17 protein-coding genes are annotated in these 16,202 nt (G+C 71.1%); 9 read left to right on the forward strand and 8 right to left on the reverse strand.

Features of this window, described 5'->3' with window-relative positions:
- Positions 1-109: 109 nt before the first annotated feature.
- Entirely contained in the window at positions 110-1,324 is a 1,215-nt protein-coding gene (locus VEA98_RS05110) for a hypothetical protein (RefSeq protein ID WP_324811400.1), read from the reverse strand.
- A gap of 82 nt (positions 1,325-1,406) precedes the next feature.
- Positions 1,407-2,342 (reverse strand): ribose-phosphate pyrophosphokinase, encoded by a 936-nt coding sequence (locus VEA98_RS05115; RefSeq protein ID WP_324811401.1) that lies wholly within the window; start codon positions 2,340-2,342, stop codon positions 1,407-1,409.
- Positions 2,343-2,545: 203 nt separating this feature from the next.
- On the opposite strand from VEA98_RS05115, the gene VEA98_RS05120 reads away from it, so the two are divergent.
- Both VEA98_RS05120 and recN read left to right on the forward strand, forming a co-directional pair.
- Positions 2,546-3,406, forward strand: a complete 861-nt coding sequence (locus tag VEA98_RS05120; protein WP_324811402.1) for an outer membrane protein assembly factor BamD — start codon at positions 2,546-2,548, stop codon at positions 3,404-3,406.
- A gap of 90 nt (positions 3,407-3,496) precedes the next feature.
- Complete coding sequence (gene recN / locus VEA98_RS05125; RefSeq protein WP_324811403.1) at positions 3,497-5,197, forward strand: DNA repair protein RecN; 1,701 nt, start codon at positions 3,497-3,499, stop codon at positions 5,195-5,197.
- Here recN and VEA98_RS05130 read toward each other — a convergent pair.
- From VEA98_RS05130 to VEA98_RS05150, 5 genes are all read right to left on the reverse strand, one after another.
- Positions 5,194-6,099 (reverse strand): cobalamin biosynthesis protein CbiG, encoded by a 906-nt coding sequence (locus tag VEA98_RS05130; RefSeq protein ID WP_324811404.1) that lies wholly within the window; start codon positions 6,097-6,099, stop codon positions 5,194-5,196. The genes recN and VEA98_RS05130 overlap by 4 nt on opposite strands.
- Before the next feature lie 136 nt (positions 6,100-6,235).
- Positions 6,236-6,751: a hypothetical protein gene (locus tag VEA98_RS05135; RefSeq protein WP_324811405.1), complete on the reverse strand. Its 516-nt coding sequence runs from the start codon at positions 6,749-6,751 to the stop codon at positions 6,236-6,238.
- A 2-nt stretch (positions 6,752-6,753) separates the two neighbouring features.
- On the reverse strand, positions 6,754-7,551 hold the full coding sequence (locus tag VEA98_RS05140; RefSeq protein ID WP_324811406.1) for an exodeoxyribonuclease III: 798 nt from the start codon (positions 7,549-7,551) through the stop codon (positions 6,754-6,756).
- A gap of 106 nt (positions 7,552-7,657) precedes the next feature.
- Positions 7,658-8,644 (reverse strand): hypothetical protein, encoded by a 987-nt coding sequence (locus VEA98_RS05145; RefSeq protein WP_324811407.1) that lies wholly within the window; start codon positions 8,642-8,644, stop codon positions 7,658-7,660.
- A 155-nt stretch (positions 8,645-8,799) separates the two neighbouring features.
- Positions 8,800-9,555 (reverse strand): hypothetical protein, encoded by a 756-nt coding sequence (locus tag VEA98_RS05150; RefSeq protein WP_324811408.1) that lies wholly within the window; start codon positions 9,553-9,555, stop codon positions 8,800-8,802.
- Positions 9,556-9,691: 136 nt separating this feature from the next.
- Here VEA98_RS05150 and VEA98_RS05155 point away from each other — a divergent pair, with 136 nt between their 5' ends.
- From VEA98_RS05155 to VEA98_RS05180, 6 genes are read left to right on the forward strand one after another with little or no spacing between them, the layout of a single operon-like run.
- On the forward strand, positions 9,692-10,783 hold the full coding sequence (locus VEA98_RS05155; RefSeq protein ID WP_324811409.1) for an MBL fold metallo-hydrolase: 1,092 nt from the start codon (positions 9,692-9,694) through the stop codon (positions 10,781-10,783).
- Positions 10,780-11,553 (forward strand): enoyl-CoA hydratase, encoded by a 774-nt coding sequence (locus VEA98_RS05160; protein WP_324811410.1) that lies wholly within the window; start codon positions 10,780-10,782, stop codon positions 11,551-11,553. The genes VEA98_RS05155 and VEA98_RS05160 overlap by 4 nt, the downstream gene beginning before the upstream one ends.
- 34 nt (positions 11,554-11,587) lie before the next feature.
- Entirely contained in the window at positions 11,588-12,073 is a 486-nt protein-coding gene (locus VEA98_RS05165; protein WP_324811411.1) for an N-acetyltransferase, read from the forward strand.
- Between the two features lie 42 nt (positions 12,074-12,115).
- Positions 12,116-12,682, forward strand: a complete 567-nt coding sequence (locus tag VEA98_RS05170) for a DUF1285 domain-containing protein (RefSeq protein WP_324811412.1) — start codon at positions 12,116-12,118, stop codon at positions 12,680-12,682.
- On the forward strand, positions 12,679-13,341 hold the full coding sequence (locus VEA98_RS05175) for a CoA pyrophosphatase (protein ID WP_324811413.1): 663 nt from the start codon (positions 12,679-12,681) through the stop codon (positions 13,339-13,341). Before VEA98_RS05170 ends, VEA98_RS05175 begins: the two co-directional genes overlap by 4 nt.
- Positions 13,338-14,558, forward strand: a complete 1,221-nt coding sequence (locus VEA98_RS05180) for a CCA tRNA nucleotidyltransferase (protein WP_324811414.1) — start codon at positions 13,338-13,340, stop codon at positions 14,556-14,558. Before VEA98_RS05175 ends, VEA98_RS05180 begins: the two co-directional genes overlap by 4 nt.
- On the opposite strand, the gene VEA98_RS05185 is transcribed toward VEA98_RS05180, so the two are convergent.
- Positions 14,539-15,537 (reverse strand): endonuclease/exonuclease/phosphatase family protein, encoded by a 999-nt coding sequence (locus tag VEA98_RS05185; RefSeq protein WP_324811415.1) that lies wholly within the window; start codon positions 15,535-15,537, stop codon positions 14,539-14,541. The two genes, VEA98_RS05180 and VEA98_RS05185, sit on opposite strands and share 20 nt — an antisense overlap.
- 31 nt (positions 15,538-15,568) lie before the next feature.
- Between VEA98_RS05185 and VEA98_RS05190 the strand changes: the two genes are divergently transcribed.
- Positions 15,569-16,048 (forward strand): DUF4112 domain-containing protein, encoded by a 480-nt coding sequence (locus VEA98_RS05190; RefSeq protein ID WP_324811416.1) that lies wholly within the window; start codon positions 15,569-15,571, stop codon positions 16,046-16,048.
- Positions 16,049-16,202: the final 154 nt, after the last annotated feature.

Genomic DNA, 16,202 nt, shown 5'->3' on the forward strand with positions numbered 1-16,202 from the left:
ACACGGCGTCGCCATCGGACGCCGGACCTGGAAACCCTTATAACGCGGCCAAAGTGGTTCGCCGAGCGTTAATGCCAGCTTGGCCGGAGCGAGACGGCGATCCTTCGCACTAGTCGCCCGAAGGACGCGCGGGCTCGGTATTCAGCCGCTCCGTCAGCGACGGGGCGGGGCGGGGCGGCGTCGCGGTCGTGGGCGCTGGCGAAATTGTGATCGGCCGCGAGGGCGCCGGCGCCGGCGCCGGGGCCGGGGTGATGACGATGGGTGTCTGGGCAGGCGCGGGGGGCGGCGGATCCGCGGGCCTGACGTCGGAGACGGTGACGATCGGCGCGGGCATGGCCGCGCCGCGGGAGCAGGTGGCCAGGTCGCGAACGATGTGGCGCCCGAGGCAGAACATATCCTCGTAGTTGGGGCGCGACGCGGCCAGGCACTGGAACAGGTTCAGCTTCGACATGGCGAGGCAGCCCTGGCTGACCCGATCGAACTGCAACGCATCCGTGTTGGCCCGGGCGTTCTCCCCCGCATAGCCAAGGGCGGCGAGCGCCGCGAGCGCCAGGCCGTTCACCACCGCCGGCGGATAGGGCGGCTTGCGGGGCTCTCCGCTGACGGGCAGGGCGCCGCCGCCGCTGTGCGCGGCCGCGAACAGGCGCGAGGCCTCTTCCGCGGACGGCCGGAATGTCTGGGCCGAACGGGCCTTGGCGGCTTCGAGGCGGCCCTCGCGATCGACGACTTCGGCCACGCCCCATGAGCGGCGGGGGTCGTACAGCGCCTGGATGGCGTAGGCGTCGTTCTCGATCGAATTGGCGGCGCGGCCCAGCGCATTGATGTCGGCCGCCATCGTCGTCATCACCAGGCCCGCGGCCGCCTCCGCGCCCGGCAGGGTCGAGGCGTAGCTGGGGTCGGCCACGATCCGGGCGACGATCCTTTCCCGCGTGACCTGATCATCGGCCAGCGACCGGACGCCGGAGACGAACTCGGGCGATTGCAGGGCCAGGATCGAGGCGTAGGCCACCAGTCCGCGTGAAATCTGCTCGGGATCGTAGGCCGCGCCCCGCCGCAGGGCGGCCTGGATCTGCTCCGGATTGGTGAATCCGCCTTCGAGGGCGGCCATGTCGCGACTGAACGCCATGTAGACGGCCGCGGCGTCGGCCACGCTCTGGTTCAGTCTGATCCGCGGCGGTGTTCGCGCGGCGATCTCGGCGGCCTCGGCAGCCACCCGCGCCGCCTCGACTTCGGCCCGCGTGGGCGTATCGGACGCGCACCCCGCCAGCAGGGCGGCGGCGAGGGCGGCTGCGGACAGACCGCGGTGAGGGAAAACCGGACGCATCGGGACTCCTCGGATTACCGGCGTCCAGCAACGCCCAGTCTGAGGGCGCAAATGGGGCGGGCGCCCATACGGTTCCGAGAATCTAGTCGAACAGCTTGGAGACGGATTCTTCGTTGGCGATCCGCCGGATGGCCTCGCCGATCAGCGGCGCGACCGAGACGCTGCGGATTTTCCTGCAGTTCAGCACGGCCTCCGGCTGCTCGATCGAGTCGGTGATGACCAACTCCTTCAAGGGGCCGTCGGTGATCCGCTGAACCGCGGGACCGGAAAGAACGCCGTGGCTGATGTAGGCCGACACCTCGGTCGCGCCCTTGTCCATCAGGGCCTGGGCGGCGTTCACCAGGGTGCCGCCGGAATCGACGATGTCGTCGAACAGGATGCAGCGCCGTCCCTCGACGTCGCCGATGATGTTCATGACCTCGCTCTCGCCCGCCTTGGGCCGGCGCTTGTCGACGATGGCGAGGTCCGCATCCAGCCGCTTGGCGAGCGAGCGCGCCCGCACCACGCCGCCGACGTCCGGCGAGACGATCATCAGGTCGTCGCCCTTGCGGTAGTGTTCCTTGATGTCCTGGGCCAGCACCGGCGTGGCCAGCAGGTTGTCGGTGGGGATGTCGAAGAAGCCCTGGATCTGGCCCGCGTGGAGATCCATCGTCAGCACCCGGTTGGCCCCGGCGCGGGTGATCAGGTTGGCGACCAGCTTGGCGGAGATCGGCGTGCGTCCGCCGGTCTTCCGGTCCTGCCGGGCGTAGCCGAAATAGGGCATCACCGCCGTGATCCGCCGCGCCGACGCCCGCACCAGGGCGTCGGTCATGATCAGCAGTTCCATCAGATTGTCGTTGGCGGGGTAGCTGGTCGACTGGATGACGAAGACGTCCTCGCCCCGGACGTTCTCCTCGATGACGGCGAAGACCTCGTTGTCGGCGAATCGCTTCACCTCGGCCTTGGTCAGCGGCATGTCGAGATGCGCCGCGATGGCCTGGGAGAGCGTCCGGTTGGAGTTGCCAGAGAGCAGCTTCATGTCCGGTCATCCTTTCGCCGTCATCGCCCGGCTCAGAATGCCGCCGTTGCGCTGGCGCGCTACATATCAGGGGACGGCTCAGCCACAAGCGCCGAGAGTCTTTTTGGCAGACTTCTTCCCGCATTGGCGCGGGGTTGTTCGCTGGTGTAGAGATCGCGTCTCGTTTTCGGGGGCGCCGACGGGCGGATGCCCGCCGGCCTGTTATGTTGAGGTCGTCCTTGCCTGCTTCCAAGTTCCGCACCGGCCTGATCCTGTCGGCCGTCGCCGTGTCGGCCCTGACGATTTCCGCCTGCTCCGGCCGCGGCAACCGGACCCGTCTCGCCTATGAGGAACGCCCGGTCGAGGCGCTCTACAACACCGGCTACCAGCGCCTCGAGAGCCGGCGCTGGGACGATGCCATCGACTATTTCCAGGAGGTCGAGCGCCAGCATCCGTATTCGGAGTGGTCGCGCCGGGCCATCCTGATGCAGATCTACGCCTACTACCAAGGGGGCGACTACGCCGAGGCGATCGCGGCGGCGGACCGGTTCATCCAGCTGTTCCCGGGCAATCCCAGCGCGCCCTACGCCTTCTATATGAAGGCCCTTTGCAACTTCGAGCAGATCACCGACGTGGGCCGCGACCAGGGCTACGCCCAGGCGGCGCTGGACGGGCTGCGTGACGTGGCCCGACGCTACCCGGGGACCTCGTACGCCATCGACGCCACGGTCAAGATCGACATGGTCAACGACCAGCTGGCGGGCAAGGAGATGTCGATCGGCCGCTATTACCAGCGGGCCGGCCAGCCCCTGGCGGCCATGAACCGCTACAAGGCGGTCATCGACAATGAAGCCTACCAGCGCACCTCGCACACGCCCGAAGCCCTGTTCCGGCTGGTCGAGGTCAACCTGCAGCTGGGCCTCAAGGAAGAGGCGACCCGCAACGGCGCGGTGCTGGGCCACAACTATCCGGGCAGCCCGTGGTACGCCGAGGCCTACGCCCTGCTGACCGAGGAAGGCCAGCGGCCGGACGTCGCGCCGGAAGGGCAGCGCGAGAGCTGGCTGCGGCGCATCATCCCGGGCTGACGTCCGATTCTGTCGCAAGGGGCGCTCATGACGGGCGTTCGCCGCTAGACTGACGACCATGGCGAATCAGACCCGGACGACCGCGCCCCCATGCTGACCGCCCTTTCCATCCGCGACATCGTGCTGGTGGACGCCCTCGATCTGGAGGTCGAGGGCGGACTGACGGTGCTGACCGGCGAGACCGGCGCCGGCAAGTCGATCATCCTGGACGCGCTCGGACTCGCCCTCGGCGCCCGCGCCGACGCCGGTCTCGTTCGCGCCGGGGCGAAACAGGCTTCGGCGACCGCCGTCTTCACCGCGCCCGATGATCCGGCGCTGATCGACATGATCGTCGAGCGGGGCTTCGAGGTCGCGGCGGGCGAGGAGCTGATCCTGCGCCGCACCCTGGCCGCCGACGGCCGCAGCCGCGCCTTCGTCAACGACCAGCCCGCCGGCGTCACCGCCCTGCGGGAGATCGGCCAGGCGCTGGTCGAGGTGCACGGCCAGCACGAAACCGTCGGCCTGCTGGACTGGAAGACCCACCGCGGCCTGCTGGACGCCTATGGGGGCCTCAGCCCGCAACTCGCGGGAGTGGCGACCGCCGCCGACCGGCTGAAGGCCGCCGAGCGCGCCGTCGCCGAACTGAAGGCCGCCGCCGCCGACGCCGCCGCCCATCGGGAGGAGCTGGAGCAGAACCTGTCCGAACTCGACGCCCTCGATCCCCGGGCCGACGAGGAGACTGAACTGGCCGGCGAGCGGGCCCTGCTAGGCGCCGCCGAGAAGGCCATCGCCGATCTGTCCGACGCTCGCGCCTCGCTGGGCGGGGACAAGCTGTCGCGCAACCTCGCCGCCGCCCTGCGCGCCGTCGAGCACGCCCGCCAACGGGCCGGGCAGGCGGGCACGGATCCGGAACACCCTCTGCTGCAGAAGCTGTCCGCGGCCGCCGAAGCCATCGACCGGACGCTGGTCGAGGCGGAGGAAGCCATCGCCTGCGTCGACGCCGCCGCCGACGCCTTCGAGTTCGAGCCGGGCCGCCTCGACAAGGCCGAGGAGCGGCTGTTCGCCCTGCGCGCCGCCGCCCGCAAGCTGAACACCTCGGTCGAGATGCTGCCGGTCCTGCGCGTCCGCTTCCGCGAGCAGCTGAGGCTGATCGAGGACGGGGCCGAGGCGATCACCGCCGCTGAACGGGCCGCCTCGGCGGCGCGCGAGGCCTATGACGTCGCCGCCCTGCTGCTGACTTCGGCGCGGGAGGCCGCCGCCGACCGCCTGACCGCGGCCGTCATGGCGGAGCTGGGGCCGCTGAAGCTGGACCGGGCCCGCTTCCGCGTGGCTTCCGAGCCTGTCGCCGAGGGCCGGCGCGGACCGCTGGGGGTCGAGACCGTCCGCTTCGAGATCGCCACCAACGCCGGCACGGACTTCGGTCCCCTCGACGCCATCGCCTCGGGCGGGGAGCTGGCTCGCTTCGCCCTGGCCATGAAGGCGGCGCTGGCCGGCCGGGAGGACCAGCGCCAGCCGGTGATGATCTTCGACGAGGTGGATCAGGGCGTCGGCGGGGCCGTGGCCTCGGCCGTCGGCGCACGCCTGCAGCGGCTGTCGGCGGGAGCCCAGGTGCTGGTCGTGACCCACAGCCCCCAGGTCGCGGCCCGCGGCCACGCCCACTGGAAGGTCCGCAAGGCGGACGCCGGCGGCCTGACGACCACCACCGTAGATGCCCTGGACGAGGCGGCGCGGCGTGAAGAGATCGCCCGCATGCTTTCGGGCGCGGAGATCACGGATGAAGCCCGGGCAGCCGCCCGCGCCCTGATCGGCTAGGCGCCGAGAATCCAGCCTTCTTCCTGTTCGACGCGTGTGATCAGCGCCTCGTCCGCACCCTTTGGCGGGGCGAAGGCCTTCGACAGGTCGCCCGCCTCGTCCATCTTCGCCAGGGCCTCGGCGGTCGAGCGCACCTGGGCCTGGTCCTTGAACTCGCCGGGGCTCGGCTTGCCGTCGAACATCGACGGCCAGACCTCGACCACCAGCGCCGAAAGCGGCTCGACATCGGCGGAGTCCAGCGCCCGCCAGCCGGTGCCGAACGGCCATACGGCGCCCGAGGGCCCGAGGCTCTCCAGCAGGCGGCGGACGGCGGGGATACCGACCAGCGTCTGCCCGCCGACGGCGCCGGCCCCGTGCATCTGCCAGACGCTCTTGGGCTGCAGCCGGCCCTTGCGGACCGCGTCCTCGGTGGCGCGGAACTCGGGAATGTCGGCGCACGCGCCCGCGGGAGGCTTGGTCGTGGTCAGCCAGCGCTGGGCCTGCTTGGCCGGCGCGCCCCACATCGGCCAGGCCTCGTCGGTCATCAGCCGGTTGATCTTGGCCGCGACCTGATAGCGGTTGTTGGTGTTGTCGGGCTTGTCGACGACGTTAGAGGCGATGAATTTCCACATCGCCTGCCACGGAGTTCCGCTCAGATTGAGCCTCTCCGCCGTGCCGGCCGGATAGCCGAAGTTGAAGTCGAACCCGACCAGCACCCGGTCGCCGCGCTTGCGGTGGTCGGCCAGCAGGCTGGCGAGCAGCTTTTCGCCCTCGGCTCGCGTCGCGACGTTGTGGGTCTCGGTGTACAGGCGGAAGCGGACGTCGCGCTTGGCCACGCCAATCCAGACCGACTGGTCGCCGAGCTTCTTGCCCTCGGCGGCCGTCCAGTCGGCGATGATGTAGGCGTCGAACAGACGGGCCACGGCGGGCGCTCCGGGTTACTCGGTCACAAAGGAATGGGGGCTTCTAGCGTTCCGGCGGCGGGGGCGGAAGGGGCCCCTCCGTCTCGTCGCGACGCGCCGATCCACCTCCCCATCGGTGCGCGGCAGGGAGGAGACCTCAGCCCTTCAGCAGCGCCTCGAGGTGCGACAGCCAGCGGCGGCCCAGCCGCAGGGCCTCGCCGGGGGAACTGGTCTGGACCGGCAGGGTCGCGTCCCACAGGGCGAGTTCGAACTCCGGGTGTCGCGCGTCGCCGAACATCAGCCGCAGCACCACCTGCTCGGCGTCAGGGGCCAGCACATCCAGCGACTTGCGGGTCTCGCCGCGGCGGACCCGGGCCACGACATGGCCATCGACGATGATCTCGCCGCCGTCGATCTCCTCGAAGGCGTAGACCAGCCCCGCGGCGCCCCGGTTCCACAGCACCGCCACCTGGGCGCCGTCGAAATCGAGCCCCGCGGCGCGGCCCTCGGCGGGCGACAGGGCCTCGGCCTCGGGGGTGGCTCCCAGGGATTTGAGCAGGGCCCGGCGCATCCGGCGCACCGGCTCCATCCACCAGGCGAGCACGAGGGCGGCCGTGGTCAGGGCCGCCGCCGCCAGCGCCACGAGCAGGATGACCCGAAGCGCCTCGGCCATCGTCAGTCTTCCAGCTCGATCACGACCGGGACGTGGTCGGAGGGCTTGTCCATGTCGCGGGCGTCGCGATGGGTCTCGACGGATTGAAAGCGGTCGGCGGCCTGCGGCGACAGCAGGTGGAAGTCGATGCGGATGCCGTGATCGCGCTGCCAGGCCCCGGCCTGATAGTCCCAGAAGGTGAAGGTCCCCGGCGGCTGGCCGCCCAGCTCGCCGGCGTCGGACAGGCCGAGATGGCGCAGCGCCTGGAAGGCCGCCTGGCTCTGCGGCTGGAACAGGGCGTCGCCGATCCAGGCAGCGGGGTTTCTGGCGTCATCCGGCGTGGGAATGACGTTGTAGTCGCCGCACAGGGTGAAAGGCTCTTCCAGCAAGAGCAGATCGCGGGCGTGGGCGTGCAGGCGCTCGAACCATGCGAGCTTGTAATCGAACTTCCCGGTTCCGACCGGATTGCCGTTGGGCAGATAGATGCAGCCGACCCGCACCGGCCGCGGGGCCTCGACCACCGCCTCGATGTAGCGCGACTGCTCGGCCTCGGCCTCGTAGCCGGAGGCGTCGACGCCCGGCAGGCCGCGGCGGACGTCGGACAGCGGATGCTTCGACAGGATGGCGACGCCGTTGTAGCTCTTCTGGCCGTGGGTCTCGACGTTGTAGCCGAGGCTCTCGAAGGCTTCGCGCGGGAATTTCTCGTCCACGCATTTGATTTCCTGCAGGCAGGCGACGTCGGGCGCGGCGGCTTCCAGCCAGGCCAGCACGGTCGGCAGGCGGGCGTTGACCGAGTTGACGTTCCAGGTGGCGATGCGCATCGCCCATGATTACGGCGCGTCGGGGGCGTCTGTGAAGCGCCGATCGCCCAAACGAAAAACGCCCCGGGGAGGAGCCCGGGGCGTCGTTCGATCGGAGCGGTTGGCCCTACTGCTCGCTGGTCGCCGCCGCCGGGGCCGGGGCCGTCAGGGTGCAGCCGTTGGCGATGTGGGCGGCGTCGGCGCAGGTGTGGACGCGCTGGGCGGTGAAGGTGTCGCCGACGCGGGCGAAATAGCCGTCCCCGGCGCTGCATTTCACCTCATAGACCTGCAGGCGCTGGGCGTCGGTGCCGACCTTGCGGGCCTCGACGACCTGACACGCCGCGGCGTCCGTGCCCGCGAGAACCGAGGTCCAGGCCTTCAGGTTCTCTTCCGGCGTGCTGTAGCGGCAGGTCGCGTTCTCGAGCGCCCGGGCCCAGCAGGGGGTCTTGATCAGGCCCGTGCTGGCGTGCTCGATCTGGTAACCGTCGTCGTCCGTGCAGCCCACCTCATAGACGAGGTTGCCTTCCAGACGGCCGATGGCGGCGGCTTGATCGACCGTGCAGGCGATGCCGGCCTCACGAGCGTAGGCGGCGATGATCCGCACCGGATCCTGGTTGGCGGGCAGGGTGCATTGTTGGCCCACGTCGGCGGCGGGGTCGCGCAGGCGGTTGGTCTCGGCCTGACCCGCCAGTTCCAGGCAGTTGAAGGTCTGGGGCGGCGTCGATGCGACGGCCAGATAGCCGGGACCGCTGGCGCAGACGGCTTCATAGGTGACCTGCTGTTCGGCCGTGACGCCGAGAATCGCGGCTTCGGTGACCTGACAATCGAGGCCGGCGGTGGTCAGCATGGCCTGGGCCGCGGCCACGGTTTCCTCAGGCGTGGGCGCGGCGGGGCGTTCCTGCTCCTGCTGGCGCTCCCGACGGCGGTCACGGGCGTTGCGGTCGCCGCCGATGCGGCCGGGCAGAACCCGCTCGCCGCGGATCGCGCCGCTGGCGTCGTCGGACGCAGTGCGGCCTTCATCGGGCGGCGTCTCCTGGGCCAGGGCCGGCTGGGCCGACAGCAGCGCCAGCGCCATCGCGCCGCCGACCAGCGAGAGCAACGTCTTGTGAAACACAGGAAAACTCCGGGAAGGGAAATCGTCGATGCGATTCCTTGGCGACCGGTTGTGGCGGGGTCAAGGCAAGCCGGGGCGTCGCGGGCGGGCGTCACACAGCAAAACGCCCCGGGACTCGACCCCCGGGGCGCCTCGCGCAGGTTTGAAGCGGCCGTCTAGCCGCGGTCTTCGGAGAAGCGGCAGGTTTCGCCGGTCGAGGCGATCACCTCGCAGCTCTGCACTCTCCAGCCGTCGCTGGCTCTCTCGAGCCAATAGCCGTCAGCGCCCGCGCATCCGATCTCGTAGATGAGGTTGCCGTCCGCGCTGCGGCCGACGGCCACGGCCTGATTGATCTGGCACGTCACGCCGGACTGGCGGGCCCAGCCGCCGATGACGGCGAGACTGTTCTGGTTGGCCGGGAGTTCGCACTGCTGGCCTTCCGGCACGGCGGCGAGCTCGAAGCAGCTGTAGGCCTGGGTTGGGGTCGACGCGATGATCAACTGGCCCGGCCCTTCGGCGCAGGCGGCTTCATAGATGGGCGCCTCCTGGGCGTCGACGCCCAGAAGCGAGGCCTCGGTCACGCGGCACTCCAGAGCGGCGCCGGTGGCGAGCGCCTGGGCGGCCCTGAGGTTCTGCGCGGGCGTGCTGTTCTCCGGCGCGACAGCTTCCCCACGAGCGGCGCGGCGGCGTCGTTCCGCCTGGCGGCGCTCTTCGTTGGTCTGACGATTGAGGCGCGAGCCGCTGGTGTTGTCCCGGGTGATGGCCATGCCCTCCGGGGGGTCGACCGCATTGCCGGGCGGGACGTTGGGGGCGTATTTGCCGTCCCCCGCGCTGGAAAAGCTTCCCCCACGCCCCTGCGCCTGCGCAGGATCGGCGATGAGAAACACGGCGCAGGCGCCGAGAAGCAGGGCGAATATCTTCCGATTGAACACGGCGCCACTCCTGGATGATTTCTGAGCGCCCACCTTTTGCCCTAATCCGCGCCCGGTCAAGCCGGAGGCCCGGGCGGGGTGGACGCAGGGATCGGCATGGGAGTATCTACGGATTGAGTTTCAATTGGAGACGGACTTGCCGGACGGTGTCGCTCTGACGGGTGGAGACAGGACGGCGCGCCAGCAGCGCGGGCTGAGCTATCCGTTCGGCCTGCCCCCCGGTCCCGGAGAGGCGGTCGAGGTCGCCCGTGGCGTGCTCTGGATGCGGCTGGCCATGCCGATCGCCCTGAACCACATCAATGTCTATGCCGTGCGCGACGGCGAGGGCTGGGCCGTGGTCGACACCGGGCTGGATCTGCCGGCGACCCGCGACGACTGGGAGCCGCTGCTGGTCGGACCGCTCGGAGGGGCGCCGGTGACGCGGGTGATCTGCACCCATATGCATCCGGACCATATCGGCCTGGCGGGATGGCTGTGCGGACGGTTCGGGGCCCCGCTGGTGATGACCCGCCTGGAGTACGTCACGGCGCGCATGCTCCTGGCTGACACCGGAGCGCCGGCGCCGGAGGCGGGGGCGGACTTCTATCGGGCGGCCGGTTGGGACGAGGCCCAGGTCGAAGGCTACCGGAAGGGGTATGGTCAGTTCGGGCGCTGGGTTTCGCCGATGCCGTCCGGCTTCGTCCGTATGCGCGAAGGCGACCGGCTGTCGATCGGCGGTCACGAATGGCGCGTCGTCGTGGGCGAGGGCCATAGTCCCGAGCACGCCTGCCTGTGGCGCGAGTCCGACGGGATCGTCCTGGGCGGCGACCAGATCCTGCCCAGAATATCCTCCAACGTGTCGGTCTGGCCGACCGAACCGGACGCCGACCCGCTGGGCGACTGGCTGGACTCGCTGGAGCGGATGAAGACCGTGTTCCCCGAAGGCGTGCTGGTGCTGCCGTCGCATGGAGAGCCGTTCCGTGGCGTGCAGGCGCGGCTGGACGCGCTGATCCGCGGTCATCTGACGGCCCTGAAGCGGCTGGAGCGGACCCTGCGGACGCCGTGCCGGGCCGTCGACGTGTTCCAGGCCCTGTTCGCACGGCCCGTCGGCGACGGCGTCAGGGGCATGGCGACGGGTGAAAGCCTGGCGCATCTCAACTATCTGCTTCATCGGGGGCGGGCGTCGCGCCAGCGCGACGCCGACGGCGTCGACTGGTGGACCGCAATCAGACGGGGGCGAGCGGCGTGACCGATCACATCCAGACAGTACTTTCCGGCGGCGTGCTGACCGTGACGCTGGCGCGGCCCGAGAAGAAGAACGCCATCACCCAGGCGATGTACGCGGCGCTGTCTGACGCGGTGGAGGGGGCGCGGGCGGACGAGGCCGTGCGGGTGCTGCTATTCCGCAGCGAGGGCGACAGCTTCTCGGCCGGCAACGACATCGCCGACTTCATCGCCCTGGGGTCGCAGGGCCAGCAGCCGGTGGACATGTCGGTGTTCCGCTTCCTCAAGGCGCTGGCCGAGTTCGACAAGCCGGCGGTGGCGGCGGTGCGCGGCCGGGCCGTCGGCATCGGCCTGACCCTGCTGCTCCACTGCGACATGGTGGTGGTGGCCGAGGACGCGCTGCTGTCCGCGCCGTTCATCAACCTGGCCCTCGCGCCCGAAGCGGCGTCGTCGATGCTGCTGCCCGCCGCCATCGGCCACCGCAGGGCGTTCGAGATGTTCGCTCTCGGAGAGCCCATCGACGGACGCACGGCCGCGGCCTGGGGCCTCGCCAACCGGGCCGTTGCGGCCGACCAGGTCGAGGCGACGGCGGCGGACCTGGCGGCGAAACTGGCCGCCCGCGCGCCGAACTCGATCCGCAAGACCAAGCGGCTGATGCGCGACGCCGAGGCCCTGTGGGCGCTGATGCAGCGCGAGGGCGAGGCCTTCGGCAGCCAAATGTCGAGCCCTGAGGCCATGGAGGCCTTCATGGCGTTCAGTCAGAAGCGCGCGCCGGATTTCTCGAAATCCGGTTGATTCCCCCTCGCGCGGCTCTTAGGTGCGCGCGCCGATGTCCTCCACGCCCTGCCTTTCCCCCGTCCCGCACATCCAGGTGGAGACGCCCGCCGACGCCGCCGCCGTGGAGGCGCTGGTGCTGGCCGCCTTCGGTCCGGGCCGCTTCGCCAAGACCGCCGAGCGGCTGAGGGAGCGGGCCAGGCTGGCCGCGGGCTTCGTGGCGCGGGGCGACGCGGAACTGCTGGGTTCGGTGCGGCTCTGGTCGATCACCGTCGGCGGGACGCCCACCCTGTTCCTCGGTCCGATCGCCGTCGCGGCCGACAACCGGCGCGCCGGATTAGGAGCCGAGCTGGTGCAGGCCTGCCTGGCCTGGGCCGCCGAGGTGGGGCAGGGCGTGCTGCTGGTCGGCGACGCTCCCTATTTCGGCCGCTTCGGCTTCACCGCCGCGCCGGACGTTCGCCTGCCGGGCCCCGTGGATCAACGCCGCGTCCTGTGGCGCGGCGAGGGCGGGGCGGCCGGCGCGGTTCTCCCCGCCGCCTGATCGGGGATTGCCAGCGCCGCGCGGACCCTTAAGTCTGCACCCATGTCCGACCCCGCCGACAGCAAGACCGGACTGGCCGCCGTCGCCGAGGCGGCGACCCAGGCCCCGGGCAGAGGCTTGCCGCCGGTCCACCTGTGGAACCCGGCGCACTGCGGGGACATCGACATCGTCATCCGCGGCGACGGCGTCTGGCTGCACGAGAATTCGCCCATCGGCCGGCCCGAACTGGTGCGTCTGTTCTCGACCGTTCTGCGCAAGGACCCCGACGGCTACTGCCTCGTCACCCCGGTCGAGAAGCTGTCGATCCGGGTCGAGGACCTGCCGTTCCGCGCGGTCGCATTGACCGCGGACGAGGACGCGCTGCGCTTCACCACCGATGTCGGCGACACGGTCGAGGCCGGTCCGGATCATCCCCTGCGCGTCGACACCGATCCCGTCACCGGCGAACCCGCGCCGGCCCTGCACGTCCGCGCCGACCTGTGGGCCCGCGTCGCCCGGCCGGTCTTCTATGAACTGGTCGAGCGCGCGGAGGTCGAGGGCGGGCGGCTGGTGGTTCGCTCCCGCGGCTGCTCCTTCGCCCTCGGCCCTGTCGGAGCCGGCGTCGCATGAGTCTGGCCTCCCTGCGAGAGCGGCTGGTCGAGCGGCTGGCGCCGGTCTCGGCCTGGCGGCCCGGCGGCCTGCCCCAGCGCTCCGATTTCGACCTCAATCCCGAGGCCGCCCGGCTCGGTCGGACCCTGCGCCCCGCCGCCGTCCTGGTACCCGTCATCGCGCGGCCGGAGGGGGCCACCGTGCTGCTGACGCGCCGCGCCGACACCCTGGCAAACCACACCGGCCAGATCGCCTTTCCCGGCGGCCGGCTGGACCCGGGCGAGACCGCCGCCCAGGCCGCCCTGCGCGAGGCATGGGAGGAGGTGGCGCTGAACCCCTCGACCGTCGAGGTGCTGGGCGTCGGCGACGGCTACGAGACCGTCACCGGCTTCATGGTCACGCCGGTGGTCGGATGGCTGGCCGAGCCGCCGTCGCTGACGCCATCCCCCGGCGAGGTGGCCGAGGTGTTCGAGACGCCGTGGGACTTCCTGATGGACCCGACCAATCACCGCCGGGACTTCTACGACCCCGAGAGCGGCCCGCGCCGCTGGTTCTGGGCCATGCCATGGCGGGAACGCTACATCTGGGGCGCCACCGCCGCCATCGTGCGGGCCCTGCGCACCCGGCTGTACGGCGACGAGGCCGAACCCGCCGCGGCCGTCGACGAGGACGCCGCGTGACCGCCCGCCTGTCCGACCAACCGTGGCTGATCGCCCCGGCCACCCGCGCCGTCATGGCCGCGCTGGAGGCCGTCGGCGGGCCCGGCTGCGCCCGTTTCGTCGGCGGCTGCGTGCGCAACGCCCTGATCGGCCAGCCGGTCGCCGACATCGACATCGCCACCACCCTGACCCCGGACGAGACCGACCGCGCCATCCGCGCCGCCGGGCTGAAGGCCGTGCCCACCGGTATCGCGCACGGCACGGTGACCGCCGTGGCCGAGCGGCGGCCGTTCGAGATCACCACCCTGCGCCGCGACGTCTCGACCGACGGCCGCAACGCCACCGTGGCCTTCACCGATGACTGGGCGCAAGACGCCGCCCGGCGCGATTTCCGCCTCAACGCCCTCTACGCCGATGCGGACGGCACGGTGTTCGACCCGACCGGCGAGGGGGTGGCCGACGCGCTGGCGGGACGGATCATCTTCGTCGGCGATCCGCAGACCCGGATCCGCGAGGACTATCTGCGCATCCTGCGCTTCTTCCGCTTCCACGCCTGGTACGGCCGGGGCGAGCCCGACTCCGCGGCCCTGTCCGCCTGCCGCGCCCTCGCCCCCGGCATGAGCCGTCTGTCGGCGGAGCGGGTTTCCAGCGAACTGATGAAGCTGCTCGCTGCGCCCGACCCGCGCGCCGCCGTGGCGGCCATGGCCGACGCCGGCGTCCTGGCCCAGCTCCTGCCCGAGGCGCGCCTGTCGCCGCTGTTCGAGGCCGCCGTGGATCAGAGCGGCGACCCGGTCGTCCGCCTGATGCTGTTGCTGCCCGCCGACGAGCGCGTGGCGCGCGAGGCGGCGGTCCGCCTGCGCTTTCCCAACGCCACGCGGGACCGGCTGGCATTTGCGGCGCAGGCGCTGCCCGCCGTCAGCCTGTCGATGAGTGACCGGGAGGCGCGTGTGGCGCTGTATCGCCATGGCGTCCCGGCCTTCCGAGACGCCGTGTGCCGCCGCTGGGCCGAGGCCCCGGCGGAGTCTGTTCCGGCCCGCCGCCTGCTGGCGCTCGCGGAGGCGTGGACCCGGCCGCCCATGCCGGTTGGCGGGCGCGATCTCGCGCGGCTCGGCGTGGCTCCCGGGCCGGACACGGGCCGCCTGCTCAAGGCCTTCGAGGACGGCTGGATCGCCGACGACTTCCCGGCCGAGGGGCACGCCGCGCGGCTGACGGCGCTGGTCAGCGCGCGGCGCGGGTGAACTCGCTCACCACCGGGCGGTGATCCGAGCCCGTCGGCTGGCCGAGCCGGCGGCGCACGAAGGCCAGATCAGGCGAGGCATAGACCTGGTCGATGCTCACCCCGGCGACGGCGGGCAGCCCGCTCGGCCAGGTTCCCGGAAAGCCGGACGCCGGCCTCAGCCCGGTCTCGCGCTGCATCTGCCGGCCGATCCGGGCGCTCGAGACGCTGTTGAAATCCCCGGCGACGACCATCGGCCCGGTCAGGTCCGCGCGGATGGCTCCGATGGCCATCGTCTGTTCGATCTGGCCCCACTGCTCCTGAAACGGCCATGGCCTGGTCAGATGCACGCCGAGCACATGGACCGGACCGACCGGCGTGCGGACCGAGGCGCCGACGGCATGCAGGCCGTCGGGCCGGTCGGCGATGACCGTGAGGGGGTATCGCGACGCGATGATGGAGCGCGCGGCGCCGCTGGAGCGATCGATGCGCGGCGTTGCCACCCGATGGGGATAGCCGGCCAGCACCTCGTCGAGCCGTCCGGCCGCAACGTCCCCCAGTTCGATCAGCACCACGATGTCGGCGTCGGCCTCCCGGACGGAGGCCGCCATGGCGTCCACTTCGCCGTTGCGGGCCCACAGGTTGGCGGAATACAGCCGCACGATCGGCGCACCGGCCTCGGGCTCCGGCCCCCGGGGAAACCACTGCGGCGCGACGGCAACCAACAGGGCGACGCAGGCCACCGCTCCCTGCAGGGCCGCCATTCTGAACCGGGTCAGGGCCAGCAGGCCGGTCAGCAGCGCGGTCGCCACCAGCGCCGGGGCGGTGAACTGGGCCAGGATGTCGATCCAGCGGTGGCCGATCCCGCTCAGGGCCGCGACCGCGAGGCCAGGGGGAAACGCCAGGGCCAGACGGATCAGCGCGTCCCACGGCCCGGTCGGGGCGATCCGCGCCCGCCACCGGCGCCAGCCTTGCCTTTCCGGTTGAACGGGGGTCGTCATGGCGCGTTACGGTCTCGCTTCGGAGGATGGCATGGCCAGACGGACCATCGGCGATATCGAGAAAATCTGGGCCAATGTCGAGGGCGTGAAGAAGCTGTCCGACCGGGTCGTGGGGGTCGGTCCCTTCGGCATCGGCCTCGACGGCCTGCTGACCTGGGTCCCCGTCGTGGGCACGGCCTACACCCTCGGGGCGGCCGGCTGGCTGCTGATCCAGGCTGCCCGGGTCAAGGCGTCGCCGACGACCGTGGGACGGATGCTCGCCTATCTGGGCCTCGACAGCGTCACGACCATGGTCGGCGAGGTGCCGTTCCTCGATTTCGTGCCGAGCGTGGTCGACGTTCTGTTCCCCGGCCACTTGATGGCGGCCAAGGCGCTGCAGAAGGATATCGAGTCCACCCACTGGGTTGAGGCGAGCGAGCGCGAGGCCCGCGCCTCGGGGGCGCATGAGCGCCATGTCGCCGAGATGCGGCGCAAGGGAGGGCTGCGGCGGGTCGTCTATCTGCACGACTGAACGCCGGTATCGGCTGCTACCTTTTCGGCTCCAACCCCCCTAATTTTTCGAGCCATGTCATTGATATCGCTTCCGATGACTCCTTCGTCAGCGTCCTGAACCCGCCACAGGAGCGGGGGGTCGCAAAATGTTCTCCGACAGAGTTTCGGAGACA

The sequence above is a fragment of the Brevundimonas sp. genome (assembly GCF_035627055.1).
GTDB lineage: Bacteria > Pseudomonadota > Alphaproteobacteria > Caulobacterales > Caulobacteraceae > Brevundimonas.